This is a genomic window from Adhaeribacter rhizoryzae (assembly GCF_008629685.1).
GTDB lineage: Bacteria > Bacteroidota > Bacteroidia > Cytophagales > Hymenobacteraceae > Adhaeribacter > Adhaeribacter rhizoryzae.
The window spans coordinates 1-21,009 of the sequence record NZ_VWSF01000019.1 but is presented as its reverse complement, the minus strand read 5'-3'; the positions used below and the strand labels follow the sequence as shown (position 1 = coordinate 21,009).

The following is a 21,009-nucleotide window of genomic DNA, read 5'->3' as shown; positions in this document are numbered from 1 at the left end:
GTATACATAACGTATACTTATTTGCGTACTAAACGTATATATAAGTATAGAAAACGAATTTAACAATTGTCAAAATTATGTCAACACAAAGCACAAACCTAGAAAAAGCATCTTCCTGGAACTCTATTTGCTTTCCGGTAAAAGAAGTAAAATTACAGGATTTATTACCTGCTTCCTACAAGCTACTGCCGTCTGACAGGCAACGGGCAATAGTAGGCTTTATGCCGGATGGCACCCAGCATATATTTGCCCTACAAAGCAACGAATATACGCTTATTCCCAATGATTTACTGCGGTCGGTAGTAAACACAGTTGCGACAAATTATGAAATTGACACGCGTTTTTCTTCCGGGGGTGATTTTTGTATTAATATTATAATGCCGGATAGTTTAAAGGTAGGAAATGAGCGTATTTATAAAAACCTTATCATCAACAATTCCTATACCGGCAAAAGTCCTTTCAACATCCAAGGCTCCTCTATTGAATCGACGAATGAGGAGAAGGTCAAGGTATCGTACTACCGGCAAATTTGTTCCAATGGCTTGATGGGCTGGGCCGATGAATTTATGACTCACGAGGAATATTTTAATTGGCTGGCGAACGGCCAACCGAGAAAATACCTAGATGCTTTAAAGGAAAAGGTAGAACATGTAAACATTGAGCGCATTAAAAGAGAGGACAAAATTTTAGCGGAAACTTTCCCCCACAAAAGCTTAAACCTGGAGTTTTTTAAGGAGCATTTAACTAACATTCTCCGGAACTTTGTGGTTCAAAAGGATTCCATTACCGGTGCCGTTTATAATAAGATGGTACAAGTAAGTATGCCCACCGATGCTGATGTTCAAAAAGTAATAGTGGAAGCAGGTTTACCAAAGAAGTTGGCCTGCCTGGCAGTTGAACGCTTACGGAATGAAGAAATTATGCTGGAAACGGAAGCTAATTTATGGCTTTTGTACAATGCGGCCAATTATGCGCTATTTAATGGCAAATCAGCCCTAACCATTAACGAACGGTTTAAAGCAGATCAAAAAGCCTTTAATAACATTGCTGCCAGGGCAATATAATTATTGAGTCTTATTTAAAAATTAGAAAAGATGAAAGAAGAAACCGAAAATATATTCCACAGCCGTTCAGCTTACGATTATCAGGTAGATGGGCCAGTACTCGCTATTGAAGATTTAGGCGGTGCTAAATCTGTTACCAATGATATAGAAAATGTACTGCAGGATATACGGATAGAAATTGGGGACTTATCCCAATTCTATATTATGTACCGGGACAGTAGGAATATTTGGGATGGCATTGCGCTTTCGGCTCCCAATACGGTATCTTTCTTTTCGATTCATGAAAAGGAGTATTCCGTGGCGAAAGCCAAATTACTTTCTCTTAATCCTAAAAAATTAACCGGAGAACATGCCTGGCAGGAGCCAATGAAGAATAGACGAATGCAAGAAAAATTAGCTAAAAAGGAATGCCTGGATGTTTCCCAATGCCTTACCAATGAAGAAGGGGCTTATCTATTAACTGACTTCAAAGAAGATGTGGATTATTGCAATGCTAAAACCGAGGCCTGGATTTGGTCTATTGGCCGGGAAAACAGCACGGGATTAATTTATGCTGCCCATGATAGCAGGTTTTATCAAAATGAAGATTATACCTGCCTTTGGCTTCGCTAGAAAGCACCAGGAGGTAAATATTCAACCGCTAACAAGCTGGATTATACTAAATGTTTAATCTTGTATTTGACAAAAAAGCAGGTAGGAGGGGGCATACCTGCTTTTTTTATCTTATCTATCCATACTGTTTTGCAATTGCAAAATTTACTAATTCTATTCTAACAAAACTTTAATAATTGTTAAACCTTATTCTTGCAATTGTTAAAGTTCTCCTTATTTAAACTTTCATTTGCGCTCCGGGAAGTATTTTTGCTGGTATTTTGTTATATAGGCACAGGTAAATTCAATAGCCTTTACGGGTATTTTTCGTATATTCGGTATTTAGAGGCCTATTCTTATGAACTTAAACGTATTTAAACCAGCCCAACCAGGATTAACGCCCGCGCAAACGGAAGCCAGGAATAAAAGAGAAAGGTTAGTTTTAAATTCCCTGGCTTGTACCCTTACCAACGCTCCCATGCCGGACGCCTTTACCATTGCCCTGATGCAACAGTACGTAGATGGTGAACTTACCCTGGAAGAAGTAGAGGAAAAATTATTGGCGGAAATCAATAGAAAATATAGTACCGTACCTTCCAATACTGTTCTTTAAGTTCAGTAAAATATGCCAGATTTATTTTCAGACAGCAACGGGATATTTTTTAATAAATGGGGCATTACCAATGCCCCAGAACTTGCCGCTCAGGAAGCAAATTTTTCTTGGTTAAAATTATCCCAGCTGAACGATAGGGGAGGGGTGCCCGGCGGAAAATTTGATAAAGTACATTTCCAGGAGATACATAAAACACTTTTCGGAAAAATTTACCCCTGGGCATGAGAAACCAGAGCCGACCGGCAATTCCAAGGGCATAAAGCTTCTTATGCCACCGGCAATAAAGAAGTTATGGTATTTGCCCCGTATACCGATATAGATACGAATTTAATGGCCCTGGCCAATCAGTTAGAGAAAGAGAACTATTTAAAAGGTTTGCCCTTGCATAAATTTATCAACCGGGCAGCCTTTTACCTCGATCTATATAACTACACCCATGCCTTTCGCGAGGGTAATGGCAGAACTTTACAAGGCGCTTTTACGCAACTCGGCTACGAAGCCGGGTACAGCCTTGATTTCTTTCGCTTGAATAATAAGGAAGATTATAACCTGGCCAGGGATTTAGGAATCGTCCGGCAATATGGCGCACCGGAGAGTAGCCAGAACCTGGAAGAATTAAAAAATATGTTTCGGATGATTACCAGCCCGCTGCAAACCAAAGAAGCCGAGCAAATCCGCAGCCTGCCGGCAGCGCCCACCCCAGAGCTTTCAGAAGATTTATTAAAAATAGAAGTAAAACGAGAATTCGACGTTACGGGTATTCGGCTAATGGAAATGTTGCCGGCCCTGCGGGGAATGGAACCACCGGCCGATTTTCAAATGCGTTTAACGGCGGTGAGGTTTAACCAAAATGATTTATCCCAACACAAAGAAACTTTCACCAAGGTCATAAATGCGGTTATTACCCATCCCCTGGTGAAGCCGGGAAGCCAGGATTATAAAGATGCGAAACGTTTCGACCAGGCCATAGCCCAAATAGAAAAAATTGCAATTGCAAACGGTCAAAAACCAGCGGAGAAATTAAAACAAAAAACGAGTGGGCCAAAATTAAAATATTAGGCTAGAAAAATTAAACCAGGTGGATCAGATATCCGAAGTAATTGCTAGCATTCTGCTCGCTGGCCAGCTCCCCGTTGCCGCCGAGCCGGTAACCAGTTGCTAGGAATCCTGATTTAAACAAACTCTGTGGTACTCCGCATAATCTTCCGCGCCCATCTGTTGCCGGATATATTCATCCATACCTATGTCATTTTTTTCATTCACGTAACGCGTAAAAGAAAGAATTGTCTTGCAGCTCTCAAACCCTTTTTCCTGCATAGACTTCCGAATATTTTCCGGTAATCCTTCCAGCCACTCCTCATAATCTTTTACCGTTGGAGAGAATTCTTTGGCCTGCATGTGATACCGATAGGAAATATTGCCATTCGTAAATAAAAGCTCATGGAACCGACGCTCGCTTTCAGGGCAATTGGCTAAGAATTGCTCTTGCTGAAAATTACATTTTTCGTCCGGGTGTTTTATTTTAATCATTTCTATTTCGGGGTTAGCATCTTTTTAAAAACGTCAGCATTATAAAATAAGCGGTCAGTATCGGTAAACGTCGTACCACTACTTTCCTGAATGCTCCATATTTCGGATAAAGGTATTCTAATTCGGTATTTTCTATCTGGATTATCGCGGTTTAGTAATACCTCAAAAACTAAATTATTTTCAGATAATTCTACGTTCCAGGTAGCTTCCTGATGCAGGTAAACCACGGCCATATAATGCTTATCCAAACCCAAATTTTCCGGCGAGATATGCTCAAAATAAGTAGCCCCTATCATGTAATGGTTATTCGGGTTTTCTAAACCCTGAACTATTGTATTTAAAGCTTTTTTTAAAGATATAGTATCAGTGGCCATACACTTACCAGTTTCTAAAAGAGGTGAAAGTATAACCATTGATTGTAAATATTAGCAGGTTATACAAAATAGCCTCTTTAATTGTTTTCGGTTGATGCTTCATAAAATCTGCTTGAATTGTTTAAAACCTTTGTTCAGGTCAAGAACCTTCTTCTTTGTATTGTCCCATAATTGCAGATTCAACATTTCTTTTAAACTTATTGAAGCAAGCTTGCCTTCCTTTACGGGTAAAACCATGTTTCTTTGTTGCATTTTCTTAATCCGGTAACAGGAATGGCAACATATCAGAATAGCACCGCCGTAAATAACTAACCGGGCCCCATTTTTACGAATAAATTTTCCTCGGGCTGATAAATTATCGTACGGTTTCATAGCGCTTTGAAGTGCAGGTAAAAAATATTTTAAGAAAATTTCAGCCTAAAAGCGTGCTTTCATTCTTTTCCTACTATTTATATACAGAAGGGCCAAAGTATTTCTGATATATACTATAAGTTATTACTCCTTCCATAGAATAACCTTAATAAAAATAAAAATGTCAAGTGAACGAATTATTACAAGTACTGCCCGAAATATCGGGATTTTTAACTGCTGTTACAGCATTATTTGCCGCCATGAAAGGCATATTAAAAGTAACTGGCTTTACTAAGTCAAAGAATAAAACGGTAACTTCACCAGTAACACGCAATAAACCAAGTAAGAAGAAAAAGCGCAAAAATCGGAAACGCAGGAAATAGTAAATTTAAAAATTAGGAGGGAGGGGTTCATTCTTCCTAATTTTATCTCCCTTTTAAACAAGCAAACTACTCAGTTTTACTTTCCAGGCATAGAATCCATTGGCTTCATCCGATTTCTCCTGGCTATGGTTAATAGTGCAAAATCCTAAATCCACATCTATCTTTCCAGATTTGTAAGCATCCTTGTAATTTCCACGGCCTAAAATCTTTAAATTTTTAATAATATTGTCCATTCTGGCATATTGAGAAGAAACTAAATTGTTTTCTTTGGCAAAGGACCATAAGTAAGTAGCATGTGAATTCAGGAGTTCCCAGCAAAAGTGATTTTTAGTGGCGCCTTCTATGAAAAACAAAAATCCAAAAAGCGGCTTTAAGGTATATTTTATTTGGTAGTGCTTGGCTTGTTTAGCACCAGCTAAATATTGCAATTGCGTTTCGTTCCGAACCTTTTTATAAGCCAAAATAGTGGTTAAAATGTCTTTGTCAGTACGAGGAAATAGATTTCGTAAATCTTCTTCCTGCTCGAAATTACTGAAAATGGTATCTGCATCAAATAATGACGTGTTTTCTACCGGTGAGATAGGAGTTGAAAGTAACCGCATTATGGAATCGGTTCTGATGGAATCAATCAGTTCTGAGTTTATAGCCGAAATCTGAGGAGAACTGGCAGTGATTGTATTGATGGCATGGCCTGTATAGGTAATCGTAGCTGTGACCTCAAATTTTTTCCGGTTAAAAGACTTAGCAAAATAATTCTTAATGTAATTAAATTCAGCTTTTAGGAAGTCATTTAGAATCTTGTAGGTCAATTTTCTTTGGATAATAGGACTTAACCGCTGGAATGTAATATGGCCATTACCAACCTCCATATCTTTAAAGTAAAATTCAAATTCCTCTGTAATCGTTTCCGGGCTCGGGTCATAAATGGGAAAGGGCTCGGGTAATGGAAATACAGGGATTTTAAATTCTCTAATAATTTCTGGGCGGTATATTTTTTCACTTTCGATTACAACATCTTTTAAAGCCATTTTCTGATAATGGCTAAGAAAGGGTTCCAAGGCCCCCCATTTTAACGGCTCAAACTCCAGCCGATGTATTTCCTTTTTGATTTGTTGGTTTTTAAAACCGGAAGTTTCTTTCGGGTAATAATCAACTACTCGGACTTTTAAATTTTTATCCACTGGGTCAAAGGTTGCAATTTCTATTTCCCAGAAAATCTCACTATGCAGGCGAAACGATAATTTCCCAGATGGAAGATTTGTTTTTTCTAAAGGAAAGAAATCACTAGGGGTCAGGTAAAAGCTATTACCAGCAATCCGGATAATTCTTCTTTTAGACATTTATTCATTTTAATTATAGTTCGGCATAGAAAAATACATAAAACTACTTATTCAGCAAAATGAAATTTTGTGTTAGGTATTCCAGCAAAACATTCCTTCCGATATAGATGCTGTTGGGAAAGATTATTAAGAAAATAGCTTAAATTATTGATTTTCAATTAGGTTACCAGTTTCGTCCTACCCTAAAAAGCTTCTTTTATTTTAATTAGCACTAAGATATTCAGCTATCAAAATAGGGCAATTTACCCTGTCCTTTTTTTGGATAGCGGCATATCGGAACTTTATAAAAAATTGATTTTAAAGGTGCAAATTTTTTGTCCTAATCCATAAACAAGATAGGCGTGACCTTTAGGTTTTAGGGAAGAAATACATAAAAGTGCCTTGGATTGGTTTAAACAGTCTTTTCAGAAGTGTGATTTTTGTGTCCTTTCTGGAAGGGGTAGAAGTATTGACCTTTAACGAAGATTTTAATAAGAGAAAGTATTACACGGATAAATTCCGTGGAATTTAAAAATGCCAAAACAAAAGCAACATATTAAAATGAAAGCAACGAGCTTGAACACTACACCAGCTGGAAAAGACAGTTGGCTTGTTCGGCGCATAGATGCTTTTATTGAATGTAGCTTTACGAAAGAGGTAGAAAAGGTAAATACCCGTGAGGATAAAATATGGAATATTTATGGTAGACATCTTACGCGGTTGTGGTGGGTTATTTGTGTTGTAGGTATTGTAGTTATAACCTTGCATTTTCCCAAGTTAATACCAGCAGCGGGTTTAGTGGCTTGTTATAAACCTATCATGACAATTCTAAAAATATTTAAGTAGATAATCCATAAAGTAAATTCCTTATCCATATTGTGGTAAAATATTATATTTACCAATTGCAAAAGAATTTATTTCCTACTGCCCAGGTATAGCCAAATAGCAAGTTATTGGCAAAGTAAATTATTAAACCCAGAATGAGTTTTCAGAAAATACTAGACAAATACCGTAAAATATCTTTTTCAGAACGCGATAAAGGCGAACGCTTTGAGCGGTTAATGCAGGCTTACCTTAAAACAGATCCTAAATATGCTTATCTGTTTAAAAAAGTCTGGCTTTGGGATGAATTTCCAGGAAAGAACGATTTAGGCGGGAGTGATACCGGTATAGATTTAGTGGGGTTAACGCTGGATGGCGATTATTGGGCTGTTCAATGTAAATGCTACCAGGAAAATACCATTATTGATAAACCCGCCGTAGATTCTTTTCTTTCTACTTCCAGCCGGGAGTTTAAAAATGAAAATTTACAAACTACCCGGTTTACGCAGCGGCTCTGGATTGATACGACCGGTAAAAAATGGGGGAGTAATGCCGAAGAAGCTATCCGGAACCAGCACCCACCGGTAACCCGGTTAAACCTGTATGAATTACGCGAAGCTCCGGTAGACTGGGAAAAGCTGGAGCAGGGCATTCACGGAGAAACAGCCAGAACCCCAAAAAAGAACTTACGGGGGCACCAGAAAGAAGCCTTAACCAAAACCAATGAGCACTTTAAGACGGATGAGCGGGGCAAGATTATTATGGCCTGCGGCACAGGCAAGACTTTTACGGCGCTGCGCATTGCTGAAAACGAAACCAATGGTCAGGGGCTAATATTATTCCTGGTTCCTTCTATTTCCTTATTGGGGCAAACGCTGCGGGAATGGTCGGCGGATGCGCTGGAGCCCATTAACCCGATATGTATTTGCTCAGACCCGGAAATATCCCGGAAGAAAACCAAGAACGAAGATACCGATAGTTTTAGCGTAGTGGATTTAGCCTTACCTGCTTCTACGAATGTTAAAGATATTTTAAAGCAGTTCCGGCACATAAAAGAAAACCAGAAACCCGGCATGACCGTGGTTTTCTCTACCTATCAGTCTATTGAAGTAATTGCCCAGGCCCAAAAGCAGTTGCTCCAAAGCGATATTGGTTTTGAATTATTTGATTTAATTATTTGCGACGAAGCCCACCGGACTACCGGAGTAGCATTGGCTGGGGAAGATGAATCAGCTTTTACCAAGGTACACGATAATTCTTTTCTGGAAGCCAAAAAGCGTTTGTACATGACGGCAACTCCCCGGCTTTACAGCGACGATACCAAAAGCAAAGCAGCGCAGGCCGATGCTGTTTTGTGCTCCATGGACGACGCAAAATTGTACGGCGAAGAAATATACCGGATAGGCTTTGGTGAAGCGGTTTCCAAGGATTTACTCACTGATTATAAAGTACTCATTCTGACATTAAGCGATCAGGATGTGCCCCCGGCAGTACAAAAAATGATTGCCGGCGAAGAAAGCGAAATAAATACCGATGATGCTTCTAAACTAATTGGGTGCGTAAATGCGCTTTCTAAAAAGATGCTGGGTGATGCCGGCATTATGAAAGAAAGCGACCCGGAGCCCATGCGCCGGGCACTGGCCTTTTGCCGGAATATAGACGAATCGAAAAAGATAACGGCCAATTTCATGACCGCTACCGATTCTTATATTGATTCGCTGCCCGAGGAGAAAAAAGAACAAATGGTATCGGTGGCATCCAAGCACATCGATGGTACCATGACCGCACCCCAGCGGGATGAATTATTAGGCTGGTTAAAAGCCGAATCAGAAGATAATGAATGTCGGGTACTGACCAATGTGCGCTGTTTGAGCGAGGGGGTAGATGTACCTTCTTTGGATGCGGTAATGTTTCTTTCGGCCCGGAATTCCCAGGTAGATGTCGTGCAATCGGTGGGGCGGGTAATGCGCAAAGCAGCGGGTAAGAAATACGGGTATATTATTATACCGGTGGTAGTGCCCAGCAATGTAGAAGCCGATAAAGCCCTCGACGATAATGACCGGTTATAAAGTAGTCTGGACGGTATTGAATGCGCTTCGTGCCCACGACGACCGGTTTAACGCTACGGTTAATAAAATTGAGCTGAATAAACATCGGCCGGAGCAAATTATAGTTGGCCGTCCGGAATATGCTTTTCATTCGGATGGTACGCCCATGGTGGCCGAAGACCAGGCACCTTACGGGAACAATCAGAATCTGGCGAACCAGTTAGCGCTGCAATTTGAACAATTGCAAAACGTAGTATTTGCCCGGATGGTGCAGAAAGTAGGGGATAGGCGCTATTGGGAACAATGGGCGAAAAACGTAGCCGAAATTGCCGAGCGCCAGGCCGAACGGATTAATAAACTGATAAATGAAGATAAAACCCACAAGGAAGCCTTTACAGATTTTTTAAATGGGTTGAAGAAAAATATTAACCCCAGCATTACGCAGCACGAAGCCGTGGAAATGCTAAGCCAGCATATTATTACCAAACCGGTTTTTGAGGCGTTATTTGAGGGCTATTCTTTTGTCAGTAATAACCCAATTTCGGTGAGTATGCAAACCATGCTTAATTTACTGGAGGGCGGTGCCTTGGAGAAAGATACCGAAACACTCCAGAAATTCTACGAATCGGTGAAAATGCGAGCCAGTAATATTGACAACGCCGAAGGCAAGCAGCGCATTATTATCGAGCTTTACGATAAGTTCTTTAAAACCGCTTTCCCAAAAATGGTAGAACGGCTAGGCATTGTTTATACGCCGGTAGAAGTAGTGGATTTTATTATCCATTCGGTAAACGATGTCCTGAAAAAGGAATTTGGGAGGAATATATCGGATGAAAACGTGCATGTACTCGACCCTTTTACCGGTACCGGTACCTTTATTACCCGGTTATTGCAGAGTGGCTTAATTGATAAAATGGACTTAGAGCGCAAGTTTAAGCTTGAACTCCACGCGAATGAAATTGTGCTGCTGGCCTATTATATAGCCGCTGTAAACATTGAAAACGCTTACCACGACCAATTAGAGGCAAACCAGGAATATCAATCTTTTGAAGGCATTGTACTAACTGATACGTTTCAGTTGGACGAAGTAAAAACTACGCAATACGGTACCGAAGCTTCCTTTTCCAGGAATTTTGAGCGTATAATGTCGCAAAAGGATGCGCCTTTGCAGGTAATCATTGGTAATCCGCCGTATTCTGTAGGTCAAAAATCAACCAATGATAATGCCCAGAATCTGGCTTATCCTAAACTGGATGCCCGTATTGCGGCTACTTATGCCAAAGGTACTGATGCTACTAATAAAAACTCGCTTTACGATTCTTATATAAAAGCTTTTCGGTGGAGCACCGACCGGTTAGATAAAAATGGAGGTATTGTTTGTTTTGTTTCTAACGGAGCTTGGTTAGATGGGAATAGTGCCGATGGGTTCCGGAAGTCTTTAGAAAATGAATTTTCAGCTATTTACGTTTTCAATTTAAGGGGGAATGCTAGAACCAGTGGGGAGTTAAGGCAAAAAGAGGCAGGTAATGTTTTTGGCGGTGGCTCTCGCACTCCAATCTCCATTACTTTATTGGTTAAAAATCCAGCCAACACAGGTAAAAAAGCTACAATACATTACCATGATATTGGAGATTATTTAAACCGGGAGGAAAAACTTTCTTTGGTAAAAAAGTTGAAATCAGTTGGTAATGCTGCGATGCCTTGGAAAGAACTTAAATCCAACGAGCATGGCGATTGGATTAATGAACGCAATGAAGTGTTCAATACATTTATTTCAATTCAATCCGAAAAAAAGTTTGATTTAAAGGCAAAAGTATTTTTTGTAGTTAACTCCAGAGGAAACGAATCTTCAAGAGATTCATGGGTATATAATTCATCATTAACCTTACTTCAATCAAATATGATGAATATGGTTAACTTTTATAATCAACAAGTAGAAGATTTTATTAAGGCTAGGCCTTTAAAACCAAAAGCTAATGAGTTTATAAATGTTGACCCGAGGAATATTAGTTGGACCAGTAGCCTAATATTACATTTGGAAAAAGGTAATAAGGCTATTTTTGAAAATGATAGAGTAACTAAAGGACTTTATAGACCCTTCTTTAAGCAGAACTTATATTTAGGAGATAAGATGATTCATAGAAGGGGACAAATGAATGAATTTTTCCCAAATCCTTTGAATAAAAATTTTGTCATATGTATTTCTGGTTTAGGTGATTCAAAAAGCTTTTCAATAATTATTACCGATATTATTCCAGATGTCCAACTTCAATTTAATGGTCAAGTTTTCCCATTATATTATTACGAAGAGCGGCAAAAGCAAAGTCCTGGTTTATTTGATAGCACCGGTGAGAATGAGTATATCCGCCGCGATGGTTTGAGTGATTTTATCTTGGAGCGAGCCAAAAAGCAATACGGCAAAAACGTAAGCAAAGAAGATATTTTCTATTACGTTTATGGTTTCCTTCACAGCCCCACATACCGCACCCAGTTTGCCAATGACCTAAAGAAAATGCTGCCCCGCTTACCTTTGGTAGAAGATGTGCGCGATTTCTGGAAGTTTAGCAAAGCCGGCCGCGCACTGGCTGAGCTACATATCAATTACGAAAGTGTACCGGCTTTTGATGGTGTAACGATAACCGAAGCAGAAAGCGATTTCTTTAAAGTAGAAAAAATGCGATTCCCTAAAAAAGGCCAGAAGGATTGCATTATCTACAACAGCAAAATTTGCATCGAGAATATTCCTGCCAAAGCCTACGAATATGTAATAAACGGCAAAAGTGCCATTGAATGGGTAATGGAACGCTACCAAATAACCACCCACAAAGACAGCGGCATCAAAAACGACCCCAACGATTGGGCAGAAGAAGTTGGCAACCCACGCTATATTTTAGACCTGATATTGAGTGTTATTAATGTAAGTGTGCAAACGGTAGATATTGTAGAGGGATTGCCGAAGGTGGAGTTTTAGGAGGCAAGCAAACGATGAAAATTTTATAATTAAAATGCTATTTTTAATATTTTAATAGAATCGCTAATACATTATAGTGGAATACCTAATACAATTAAGTCTTATTAAGTGAAACACAAAGACGGTGATAATCCCCTTTTTGACGCGCAGCGCGAAAAATCAGGAGCAGTAACATTTTCGAAATATGCTTACCAATACCATTGGGCGTTATTTAGAATTATGCAAGAGCATGCTATTGGAAATGAGTACGCTGTTTTTATGGAATTGCATGAGGATGTTGTTTTAGCTGATTCTTTGGATGAAACAAAAGCTTTATTTGAGTTTAACCAGGTAAAAACGAATAGAGGAAGATTTAATGCGAAAAGCTTAGTAAAATTAAAAAATGGTAGTTCCGTTTTAGGAAAATTAGTTGGTAGCGGCAATGGTAAACCTTTTAGTGCCAAGTTATCAAGTTTAAACCTTGTTGCTGTTAATGGTTTTGACTTGAACTTAAAAAAAACTGGTGTCTCATTGAGTAAAATTGCAGTAGATGATTTACATGATGATACAAATAAGGAACTTGCCGATGCAATTAAAAAGGAGTTGTCAGTACATCCATTACCTACAAACCTTCACTTTATCCTACCAGAGCTTTCAGATAAAAAATTCCAAGATTTAATAATTGCAGAAATTTCGAAGTTAATTACTGCGCTTTTTTCTAATCCCTATTATGATTCTGTAGAAATATACCGGGTACTGTACGACGATATTACTCGGAAGGGCATGATAACCTATGATATTAGGAAATGGGGAGATTTCTTGGCTAGTAAGGCTTTAACTTCTAATACAGTTACAAAGGTAATAAATCAGTTTACTAACATTAAAGACGAAGCAACTATACAAGCTAAGTTTAGCGACATTATTAGAGAATTAGGATTGAAAATTATTCCTGCAAAAGCCTTAGAGCAATATTTTAATCGTTACCGTCAAAATAGAGTAGGCACCAGAAGCACCTTAGTTATCGATACATCAAAAGAAATATCTAATCTTATAAATCAAGAAATTGCTAGTGGGACAACCGAAATGGAGGAGTTTTTAAATAATGTTGCAGCTAAAATATCCAGTAAAAATAAAAAGCAGTTTACAAATGAGAATGAAGTAAGAGCAGCGATAATTTATGAATTTATAATTCAACAGTAATGGCTATAGAAAATTTCAAATTATTGATAAGAAACCTCCGAAAAGGCAAACATGCAAAACTTAAAATTCAATCAACTGCTACTTCTATCAAATTCAGAAAAATCGGGAAATGTATTTCAATTTCAAACGAACCTGAATTTAATAACGGCAGCGGAGAATAATGTTGGTAAATCAACCTTAGTAAAATTGTTGTTTTGGGCATTAGGATGCGAATTAGGATTTGATACCACTTGGAAAAACCTAGATTGTAAAGCGTTGGTTAAATTTCAGATTGGTGATATAAAATACCAGATTATGCGTTACAAGGACCTCATAAGCTTTAAAGAGGGGGATAGCGCAACAATAAATTATCCGAAAATTACAGGTGCTTATGCTCAAAAGTTTGCTGAAATTGTTGATTTTAAAGCTTTATTGCCAAATCGGGAAGATACCTTAGAAGTACCTCCTCCAGCCTACTATTTTCTGCCTTATTATATTGACCAAAAGAAAAGCTGGGCAAGTCCTTGGGACAGCTTTGAAAACTTACAACAATACGCTGATTGGAAGCAGACTATTGTTAAATATCATGTAGGTATATATAAGCCTCAACATTTTGAAATAGAGACAGACAAGTATCATCAGAAAACTTTACAAAGGGTATTGGTAGAAGACATAAAGAAAATAGATATAGCCCTTTCTATTGTTGATACCTACGTTCCTAAATTAAGCACTGTAGCTACTACAGATGAAAATAAATTTAACTTAATGACAGCTGAAATTAGGCAAGAATTGGTAAGTCTTGCGAGTAGGCAAGAAGTAATTCTTGATAAACTGGCTAAAACTGAAAGTGAAAAAGCATATTTAGAGCACCAAAAAGTAATTGCAGAAGGAGTAATAACTGAATTAGAGTTAGATTATAAATTTAGTGTAGAAAATTTAGAGGATGATAATGTGGAATGCCCATTATGTGGTACAATCCATCAAAATACGGCAATTGAACGAGCAGCAATTTTAGTAGATAAACAACAAGCAGAAAGTCAATTAACTCAGATAAATATTTCACTATCCAAACTCAACGATAACCTTTTTAAAATAAATTCTCAGTTAGACGAGGCTAGAACAGAAATTGCTGATTTAAAAAATAAATATGTTGTAGAAGATGAAAAACAAGAAAAAGTAGGACTTACTACTATAATTGAAAGTATTGCTGGAAAATCTATCCAGGAAAAGGTTATCGAAAACAGAACTGAAAAATTAGTTGAGCAGGATACTATTGAAAAAGAACTAAAAGCTTTAATTAAAGAACAAAAAGATATCCAATCAAAAGAGTTAATAGAAGAAATCAAGTCGTATTTCAATGAAACGTTTATAAATTACGCAAAGCTTTTAAATACTGAAGAGGTGAATTTATCTGCTATAAATTCGCCATTGGATTATAATAAAGTTGTTAAAGAAGGGGGCGCTGCTGAAAACGTTAGAGTTACTCTTGCCTATAATTTGGCAATATATTCTGTGGTAGAAAAGTATAGTAATGGTACTCGTTCTGCATTTATAATTGATACTCCTAACCAGCATGAGCAGTCAGATACTAACTATGACAGTATTATTAATTTAATCCTGAATACATTTCCGAAAGATGCTCAGATTATCTTATGTGCAATGGATAATGAACATCTAAAACCATATCAGCAAAAAGCTCACGTAATACGATTAACCGACAAAAAACTTTTGGATACTAATCAATATGAAATGGTAAAAACAGAATTTGATAAATTTTGATAATAATTTGTGGTAAATTTATCTAACCACTAAAATATCTTCCATTCGGGTAGTATAACATGGTGTTCCATAATCCTGCCGCATTTTCCAAGATTTTTCAGTACCTTCAGTAGCTACTTTTACAATCCCACTGCCCATTTTACTGGTTAGTAAATCTATAGCCTGCATTAAATCCAGGTGTTTGCCCCGGTCGATGGAATCAAAAATATTGCCTTGCATGGCCGTGGCTGGGCTTATATCATCCAGTAAAACTCCAGCCTTTTTATATTTGTATCCGTCGCGGTAAATGGCCTTTAAAGCCAAGAGCGCGTAGCTTACCAGTTCTAAAGTTGAGTTAGTAGGTACCGGCAGCTTTATGGTTTTGCAATTGTTATACTGGGCATCGTTCGGCCTAAAAGGGTTGGTTTCCAGGAAAACACTTAACTGGGCACAGCGGCTTTTCTGCTTTCTTAGTTTATAGGCGCTGCGCGTCATGTAGGTGGCCACAGCTTCCTGCATTAAATCCAGGGTGGTAACCGGCTGGCCAAAAGAACGGCTCGTACAAATGCCTTTTTTCGCCGGTGGTTCAATTTCCAGATCCGCGCAAGCTTCGCCGCGCAACTCTTTTACAATGCGTAACCCTACTACGGTTAAATGCTTTTTGGCAAAAGCATCGGTTACGTTTGTTAAATCCCAGGCGGTAAGCACCCCAAAGTTACGGAGTTTAGCCGCATACTGCCGGCCAATTCCCCAAACATCCCCCACATCAATTATTTTAAGTGCGGCGGTTAGGTGTGCCGGCGTATTTAATACTAAAACGCCATTTGCTTTTTTTGATTTCTTGGCAATCCGGTTCGCCAGCTTAGCCAGGGTTTTCGTGGGAGCAATGCCCACACAGATAGGCAAGCCCAGCCATTTCCAGACGGTTTGCTTAATGGTAGAGCCATATTGCTGTAAGTTGGTGTTGTAGAAGTTTCCCAGGTCTAAAAAGCCCTCGTCGATGCTGTAAATTTCCTGGTTAGGAGAGAAGGTACCCAGGGTATGGTGGAACCGGGTGCTCATGTCGTGGAATAGCGGGTAATTACTGGAATAAACGTGTACCTGGTGTTTTTCGATAATGGGTTTAGCTTCAAAATAAGGTTGCCCCATTTTAATACCTAAATCTTTGGCTTCCTGGGAACGGGCAATGATGGACCCGTCGTTGTTACTTAGTACCACCAGGGGTACCCCGTTCAGCTCCGGTTTAAATATCCGAAAGATAGAGGCATAGCAATTATTAATATCGGCGTGTAAGAATAAGCTGGTCATTTCCGGAACCTCCTGGCCAGGCCTCTAACCACTCCCCAAACCAACATTTCTAAATTTGTGGTAATTTGGATAGATTTATACTTTTTGTTCCCCGCTACCAGGCGCACCCCATCACCGGAAATTTCCAGCTTTTTAACAGTAAATTCGTTATCAATATTGGCCAGAATTATATCCCCGGAACGCACCTCCAAGGACCGGTCTATTACGAGCAAATCCCCTTCAAACAAGCCAAAATCTTCCATCGAATCACCTTCTACCCGCACATAAAATGTAGCAGTAGGGTTCCCATTCAGGTATTGCGTTAAGCTAATTCGTTCTTCGCTGTAATCTTCTGCCGGGGAAGGAAAACCCGCTCTAACCAGGTTTACAAAAAGTGGGAATTGCTTTTCTGCTGCCGGATCACTCAGAATAATAGTTACATGATTAGCATTAACCAGCTCTTTTCGCTCTATCCGCATTGTATTTATGTATAACTACTAAAAAATTTAGTATATACGCACAAATATAGAAAGGAATAAGAATCTTAAAACTATTTTATACTAATTAAGATAGCTTTGCTAAAATTTATAACAGTTTAAATTGATTTTTTAGCAAAGTGCTATGCAAGCTTTCTTTTGAAATTAATTTATAGAATCTAGCAATTTAATGCCAGGCATATGCTAATGGTAATTAATTCGGTAATAAGTTGCGAACTGTATTACATTGTTCTAAGTGATGCATTTTTCTTTCCCTTTACTTTACATATTTAGCGTTTAGTATATGGGGAGAAAATGATTATACCTAGTTACCGAATTCCTAATATGGTTAATAAAAGACCTGCGGGGTTTTTATTGGCTTTAGTTCTACCGGTTTTAAGATCATAATTAAATTTAAATAATTTATCCACCAGATCTTTTTTAGATAAAATCTCTCCAATAAGCTTACCATCGGTAATACCCAGGGAATCCAATATCTGCCGGGCAGTTTGTAGTCTTCCTTCTTCTAAAGGTTGTTCGAAAGGGATGGGTAATTGTTCCGGCACCTGGGTATTAACATAGAACCTTATACTTTGGTAAGAACGTCCTTTCTTTATTAAGGAATAGCTAATTTGAAGATCGGTATGTTTATTTATTTGATTAACAGCCGTGTCTAATACAAATTTTTGAAGCATAGATACCTTCGTGTATTGCTCGGGCTCTTTCCCTTTGGGATCTTTAAGCATAAGCATTACTTTAAAATCATGCAGCGTAAATATTTTGCTTTCTCCAATATCTTTCCATTGCGAAGCAATCTGGTATATTCTTTTGGCATATTTACTCGAAAGGCTAAAAGCAGCTTGTAAGCGGAAACTGGTAAAGTTATTTTTTATATCAATTAAATAGGGGCGTACCTTTTCGGATATTTCTAATTCAATTAACCCTTCTCCTTTAATGTATTCGGCAGAAGCCAGTAAACCCACTTGCAGCAATCGCTTATCGTTTTCGATAATGTATTCCCGGCTCCTTAAAGCGGAAGTGGCATCTATGAATTGGTTATAATTCCATTCCCGACCCGTTACTTCCTGCAAATCTTTAACCCGTACCTGGTACATTTTACCTTTCTGATCTTCTTTTTTTAGGAGGGAAAGCAGATAGAAAACAATATCCATTTCACAGGCACTCATTTCATAGCGGGCCGTGGTAATGGCATTATGTTGTCTTATCTCAATAGCTTTGGTTTTCTCAATATCCTTTATATTTGGGGCAGCCATGCGGTTTTTTTTACGAAAATATAAAAGAAAGAGAAAAAAGAAAGTATTTTAAAAACATTTTTCTTTTAACTTATAAAATCTTCCCTTTTGACTGATAAAGTCTTTCCTTTAACAGATAATTTCTTCCTTCTAACTGATAAAAACTTTCTTTTAACTGATAAAAGCTTCCCAAGATGAGTAATAAAGACCTTAAAAACAGATAGTTACAGCCATTGCAAATAACAACAAATAGGTAAAATACACAAAATTGTTGTTAATAAAGTTATTTAAGCATTTAAAGGGTAAATAAACTTTAAAACAATAAAATAAAAAAACAAAAATCAGCAAAAGTAGCTGCGCAAACCAGGGGCGGAAAAGAAAGAGTATTTTTTTAGGCTTTCTTTTTGGCTGATAAAAACTTTCTTTCAGCTTATTATAGGCAGTTAAGCTACTTTTTTAGCTAAGATCGTCTTGCCTTCAACTGATAAAAACTTTCTTTTCATTAAAAAAAGAGACTGATAAAACCTTTCCTTTAGCGTATAATCGGCTTATTTACAGATGATTACTTTAATAAGTTATATTGGTTTCTAGGTTAAATGCAGTGTAAGCAGATAAATAACCAATGGATATCTAGTAATAGATATTTATTGGCGAGAACAAGTTAAGGAAATTAATATTGTGAGCCAGCTATTAAAAATATACCCTTCAATTTATAGGTTGTTTAAATTTTAACGTTCGCTACGTTATTAATTAAGACCTTGTTTAATTCTTTATTTGGTCTCAAGGGCCTTTATACCTTTTTTGAAGTAAAAACTATTGGAAAATTGCAAATCAATTAATTATTAATGTAAAAGAATCCATAAATCTTTCCTGTTGACTGATAAAATCTTTCCTTTTAATTGAGTTCAAGACTGATAAAATCTTTCCTTTAGGTCGTATGTCTCTTTGAAACAGCATGTTATAGATTTAAAGACGTTGCTCACAGATATAATGTCAAAGGGATTAGCAGGCTAAGTAACATGAGATGAAGGTTAAACGATGGAGGGAAGCAATCCGCGAAAACTTTGCCCCAGGAACTGGTAATGTAAAAGGAAAGTTTTTATCAGTAAGTATTTGATTTAACTAATATATCTTTTATTGATAATATCTATACGCTTAAATTCCACTTTACGCGTAAGCTAAGTCCTCGAACGAGTTATCAGTGATAGAAAAAGTGTATTTAGCTGATAAAACCTTTCCTTTCACCTTAGATTAAGGCTGATAAAACCTTTCCTTTAGTCTATATAAATCTGATATACAATTAGTTATATTGTTGGGAATGTTGCACCTAGTTTAATGTCGAAAGTTTAGGCTAATGATTAATTAATATATAAGAAATAAACATCAAAGAATAGAAGAAAATAAGCCGCAAAAGCCACCTCATGTACTGATACTGCTAAAGGAAAGTTTTTATCAGCCAATTCTTAGCTTATTTAATATATTATTTATTCATAAAGTGCATAAATTTGAATACATCCTCAAGACTTTATTAAGGAAAAAACGATTCATCAACAAAATGGAAATAGTCAGTTCAGGTTGCATTCTTGAAAATAATTGTATACATTTAGTATACTTTTAGGTTTATAAAACGTAAACATTATTAAAAGAATACTAAATTTTCCTGTTATGAATAATCTAACCATTTTTGCCGTAGTTAAAGTAAAAGAATCAAAGGGGGAGCACTTGTATTTTGCTGAAACCGAAGAAATCGCTGACCAATTATATTCTCAGGCGGTTAAAATGTATTTAGCACCCGGTACAGTCATCCGGCTAGTGTCTTTTGAGGTAGATAAAGAAAGGCTTTACGATTTCATTGTAGGCGAAGATGATTACGAGAAAGAACTGTTTTTAGTCAATGCTTTGGCTAAACAGTATTCCTTATTAAAAGATAGTACTGGTTAACTTTTATCGGGAAAGTTATAAAACAGGTCATTTAATATTTAAAACCTTTTTTTTAATTCTGACTTACCTAATTTGCACTTTTTCGGTTATAGTTGTTCAATTAATTTACATTGCTCCTAAAGCCAGTGCCTTGCTTAAAATAATATTTTTTATATCCTTCATATCTGGCTTATTTAGTGGAATTAGAAGGTTGTAAAATTTATTTTTTTTATTACCTTTTACACCTTAATGTAAAGGGGCAGCCATAAAAAGTGGAAATGAGTGAAATAAATTTTGATGATGATTTACGTTACGTTAAGGCTAAGATTGGCCTGGAAACGGGGAAGATTAAAAGCCTGGAAGAATTATTTAAAATTATACCGATAACCCACGTGGCCAGGAAACTAAAACTGAATACTGTTCGTTTTCAGGCAAAAATAAAGGATCCAAGTACATTTCGTGTTTCTGAATTACAAGCCTTTGCCAAGCTGATAAATGTTGAATTTCTAACTTTTATTGCCTTTATTTACCCACCTCCTGTCGAACCAGGTAAGAATTAATTATATGAATCATCTAACCGAAATTGTTCTGCATACCAAAGAAGGATTTATTATACGGGTAGAAAATGCAGAATTAAGAACTAAGTTTTTTTCTTCTCCTTATAGTAAGTTTGTAGATAATTGCCCGCTAGAAAATCTGATTAAATTTATTGATGAAGTAATGGATTGTCAGGTTCCAACACAGAGCCGGGAACAATTGCAAAAAATTTTAACTGACTCTGGTTTTCCGGAACATCAGAAATCAGCCTGAAAGCGGTCTTAAAATTATTAATCCGAAAACTATATTTAACATAATATATGAAACTGACTACAACCAGTTAGTAGATATTTTAAATAGTTCTTTGACCGCTTAACCTGTAAAGTATTTTCAAGAACTTACATAGCATTATCCAGGTGGTGTAAAGCTACTTCAGGAGTTTACCATTTGTCTTATAATTTTTGTTATGTTAAATAGATTTATAATTGGCTTTGCTGCTTTATTCTTCTGCCTGGCTTTCGAATAACTGTTGTAGTTTTCGTTGCAATAGTTTT

At 37.3% G+C, this 21,009-nt stretch carries 19 protein-coding genes and 1 pseudogene; 14 read left to right on the top strand and 6 right to left on the bottom strand.

All coding sequences use genetic code 11. The annotated features are described in order from the left end of the window. Nucleotides 1–77 precede the first annotated feature (77 nt). The 5 genes and pseudogenes from F0145_RS19555 to F0145_RS19535 all read left to right on the top strand — a co-directional run. The gene (locus tag F0145_RS19555; RefSeq protein WP_150091118.1) at nt 78–1,064 is read left to right on the top strand and encodes a hypothetical protein; all 987 of its coding nucleotides are present in this window, start codon (nt 78–80) and stop codon (nt 1,062–1,064) included. Between the two features lie 30 nt (nt 1,065–1,094). Beyond that, nucleotides 1,095–1,676, top strand: a complete 582-nt coding sequence (locus F0145_RS19550) for a hypothetical protein (protein WP_150091116.1) — start codon at nt 1,095–1,097, stop codon at nt 1,674–1,676. Between the two features lie 337 nt (nt 1,677–2,013). Continuing rightward, nucleotides 2,014–2,268 (top strand): antitoxin VbhA family protein, encoded by a 255-nt coding sequence (locus F0145_RS19545; protein ID WP_150091114.1) that lies wholly within the window; start codon nt 2,014–2,016, stop codon nt 2,266–2,268. Between the two features lie 12 nt (nt 2,269–2,280). Continuing rightward, complete coding sequence (locus tag F0145_RS19540; protein ID WP_150091112.1) at nt 2,281–2,493, top strand: hypothetical protein; 213 nt, start codon at nt 2,281–2,283, stop codon at nt 2,491–2,493. 30 nt (nt 2,494–2,523) lie between these two features. Further along, nucleotides 2,524–3,327: pseudogene (locus tag F0145_RS19535) on the top strand (Fic family protein); the annotation flags it as partial. A gap of 99 nt (nt 3,328–3,426) precedes the next feature. Here the strand turns inward: F0145_RS19535 and F0145_RS19530 are convergent. Next, on the bottom strand, nt 3,427–3,798 hold the full coding sequence (locus F0145_RS19530; RefSeq protein ID WP_150091109.1) for a hypothetical protein: 372 nt from the start codon (nt 3,796–3,798) through the stop codon (nt 3,427–3,429). A gap of 2 nt (nt 3,799–3,800) precedes the next feature. Then, nucleotides 3,801–4,172, bottom strand: coding sequence for a hypothetical protein (locus F0145_RS19525; protein WP_150091107.1), 372 nt, complete (start codon nt 4,170–4,172; stop codon nt 3,801–3,803). 539 nt (nt 4,173–4,711) lie between these two features. Here F0145_RS19525 and F0145_RS19520 point away from each other — a divergent pair. Then, on the top strand, nt 4,712–4,906 hold the full coding sequence (locus tag F0145_RS19520) for a hypothetical protein (protein WP_150091105.1): 195 nt from the start codon (nt 4,712–4,714) through the stop codon (nt 4,904–4,906). 53 nt (nt 4,907–4,959) lie between these two features. Here the strand turns inward: F0145_RS19520 and F0145_RS19515 are convergent, their stop codons facing one another. Further along, entirely contained in the window at nt 4,960–6,246 is a 1,287-nt protein-coding gene (locus tag F0145_RS19515) for a hypothetical protein (RefSeq protein ID WP_150091103.1), read from the bottom strand. Between the two features lie 513 nt (nt 6,247–6,759). On the opposite strand from F0145_RS19515, the gene F0145_RS19510 reads away from it, so the two are divergent. The 5 genes from F0145_RS19510 (at nt 6,760) to F0145_RS19495 (ending at nt 15,003) form a co-directional block, all read left to right on the top strand. Next, nucleotides 6,760–7,071, top strand: a complete 312-nt coding sequence (locus tag F0145_RS19510; protein WP_150091101.1) for a hypothetical protein — start codon at nt 6,760–6,762, stop codon at nt 7,069–7,071. Between the two features lie 134 nt (nt 7,072–7,205). After that, a complete protein-coding gene (locus F0145_RS26680) occupies nt 7,206–9,116 on the top strand; it encodes a restriction endonuclease (RefSeq protein WP_223816161.1) in 1,911 nt (636 codons plus the stop codon). After that, entirely contained in the window at nt 9,103–12,066 is a 2,964-nt protein-coding gene (locus tag F0145_RS26675) for a type ISP restriction/modification enzyme (RefSeq protein ID WP_223816160.1), read from the top strand. The genes F0145_RS26680 and F0145_RS26675 overlap by 14 nt, the downstream gene beginning before the upstream one ends. 108 nt (nt 12,067–12,174) lie before the next feature. Continuing rightward, the gene (locus F0145_RS19500; RefSeq protein ID WP_150091099.1) at nt 12,175–13,245 is read left to right on the top strand and encodes a DUF4297 domain-containing protein; all 1,071 of its coding nucleotides are present in this window, start codon (nt 12,175–12,177) and stop codon (nt 13,243–13,245) included. A gap of 51 nt (nt 13,246–13,296) precedes the next feature. Continuing rightward, complete coding sequence (locus tag F0145_RS19495) at nt 13,297–15,003, top strand: coiled-coil domain-containing protein (protein WP_150091097.1); 1,707 nt, start codon at nt 13,297–13,299, stop codon at nt 15,001–15,003. 18 nt (nt 15,004–15,021) lie between these two features. Here F0145_RS19495 and F0145_RS19490 read toward each other — a convergent pair whose 3' ends face one another. From F0145_RS19490 to F0145_RS19480, 3 genes are all read right to left on the bottom strand, one after another. After that, entirely contained in the window at nt 15,022–16,290 is a 1,269-nt protein-coding gene (locus tag F0145_RS19490) for a Y-family DNA polymerase (protein WP_150091095.1), read from the bottom strand. Then, on the bottom strand, nt 16,287–16,748 hold the full coding sequence (locus tag F0145_RS19485; protein ID WP_150091093.1) for a LexA family protein: 462 nt from the start codon (nt 16,746–16,748) through the stop codon (nt 16,287–16,289). The genes F0145_RS19490 and F0145_RS19485 overlap by 4 nt, the downstream gene beginning before the upstream one ends. A 326-nt stretch (nt 16,749–17,074) precedes the next feature. Further along, a complete protein-coding gene (locus F0145_RS19480) occupies nt 17,075–18,019 on the bottom strand; it encodes a replication initiation protein (RefSeq protein WP_223816159.1) in 945 nt (314 codons plus the stop codon). Nucleotides 18,020–19,663: 1,644 nt separating this feature from the next. On the opposite strand from F0145_RS19480, the gene F0145_RS19475 reads away from it, so the two are divergent. From F0145_RS19475 to F0145_RS19465, 3 genes are all read left to right on the top strand, one after another. Next, nucleotides 19,664–19,939: a hypothetical protein gene (locus F0145_RS19475; RefSeq protein ID WP_150091091.1), complete on the top strand. Its 276-nt coding sequence runs from the start codon at nt 19,664–19,666 to the stop codon at nt 19,937–19,939. 257 nt (nt 19,940–20,196) lie between these two features. Beyond that, entirely contained in the window at nt 20,197–20,478 is a 282-nt protein-coding gene (locus F0145_RS19470) for a hypothetical protein (RefSeq protein ID WP_150091089.1), read from the top strand. Between the two features lie 4 nt (nt 20,479–20,482). Then, nucleotides 20,483–20,728 carry a hypothetical protein gene (locus F0145_RS19465; RefSeq protein ID WP_150091087.1) on the top strand — a complete coding sequence of 82 codons (246 nt, stop codon included), beginning with the start codon at nt 20,483–20,485 and terminating at the stop codon, nt 20,726–20,728. Nucleotides 20,729–21,009 lie beyond the last annotated feature (281 nt).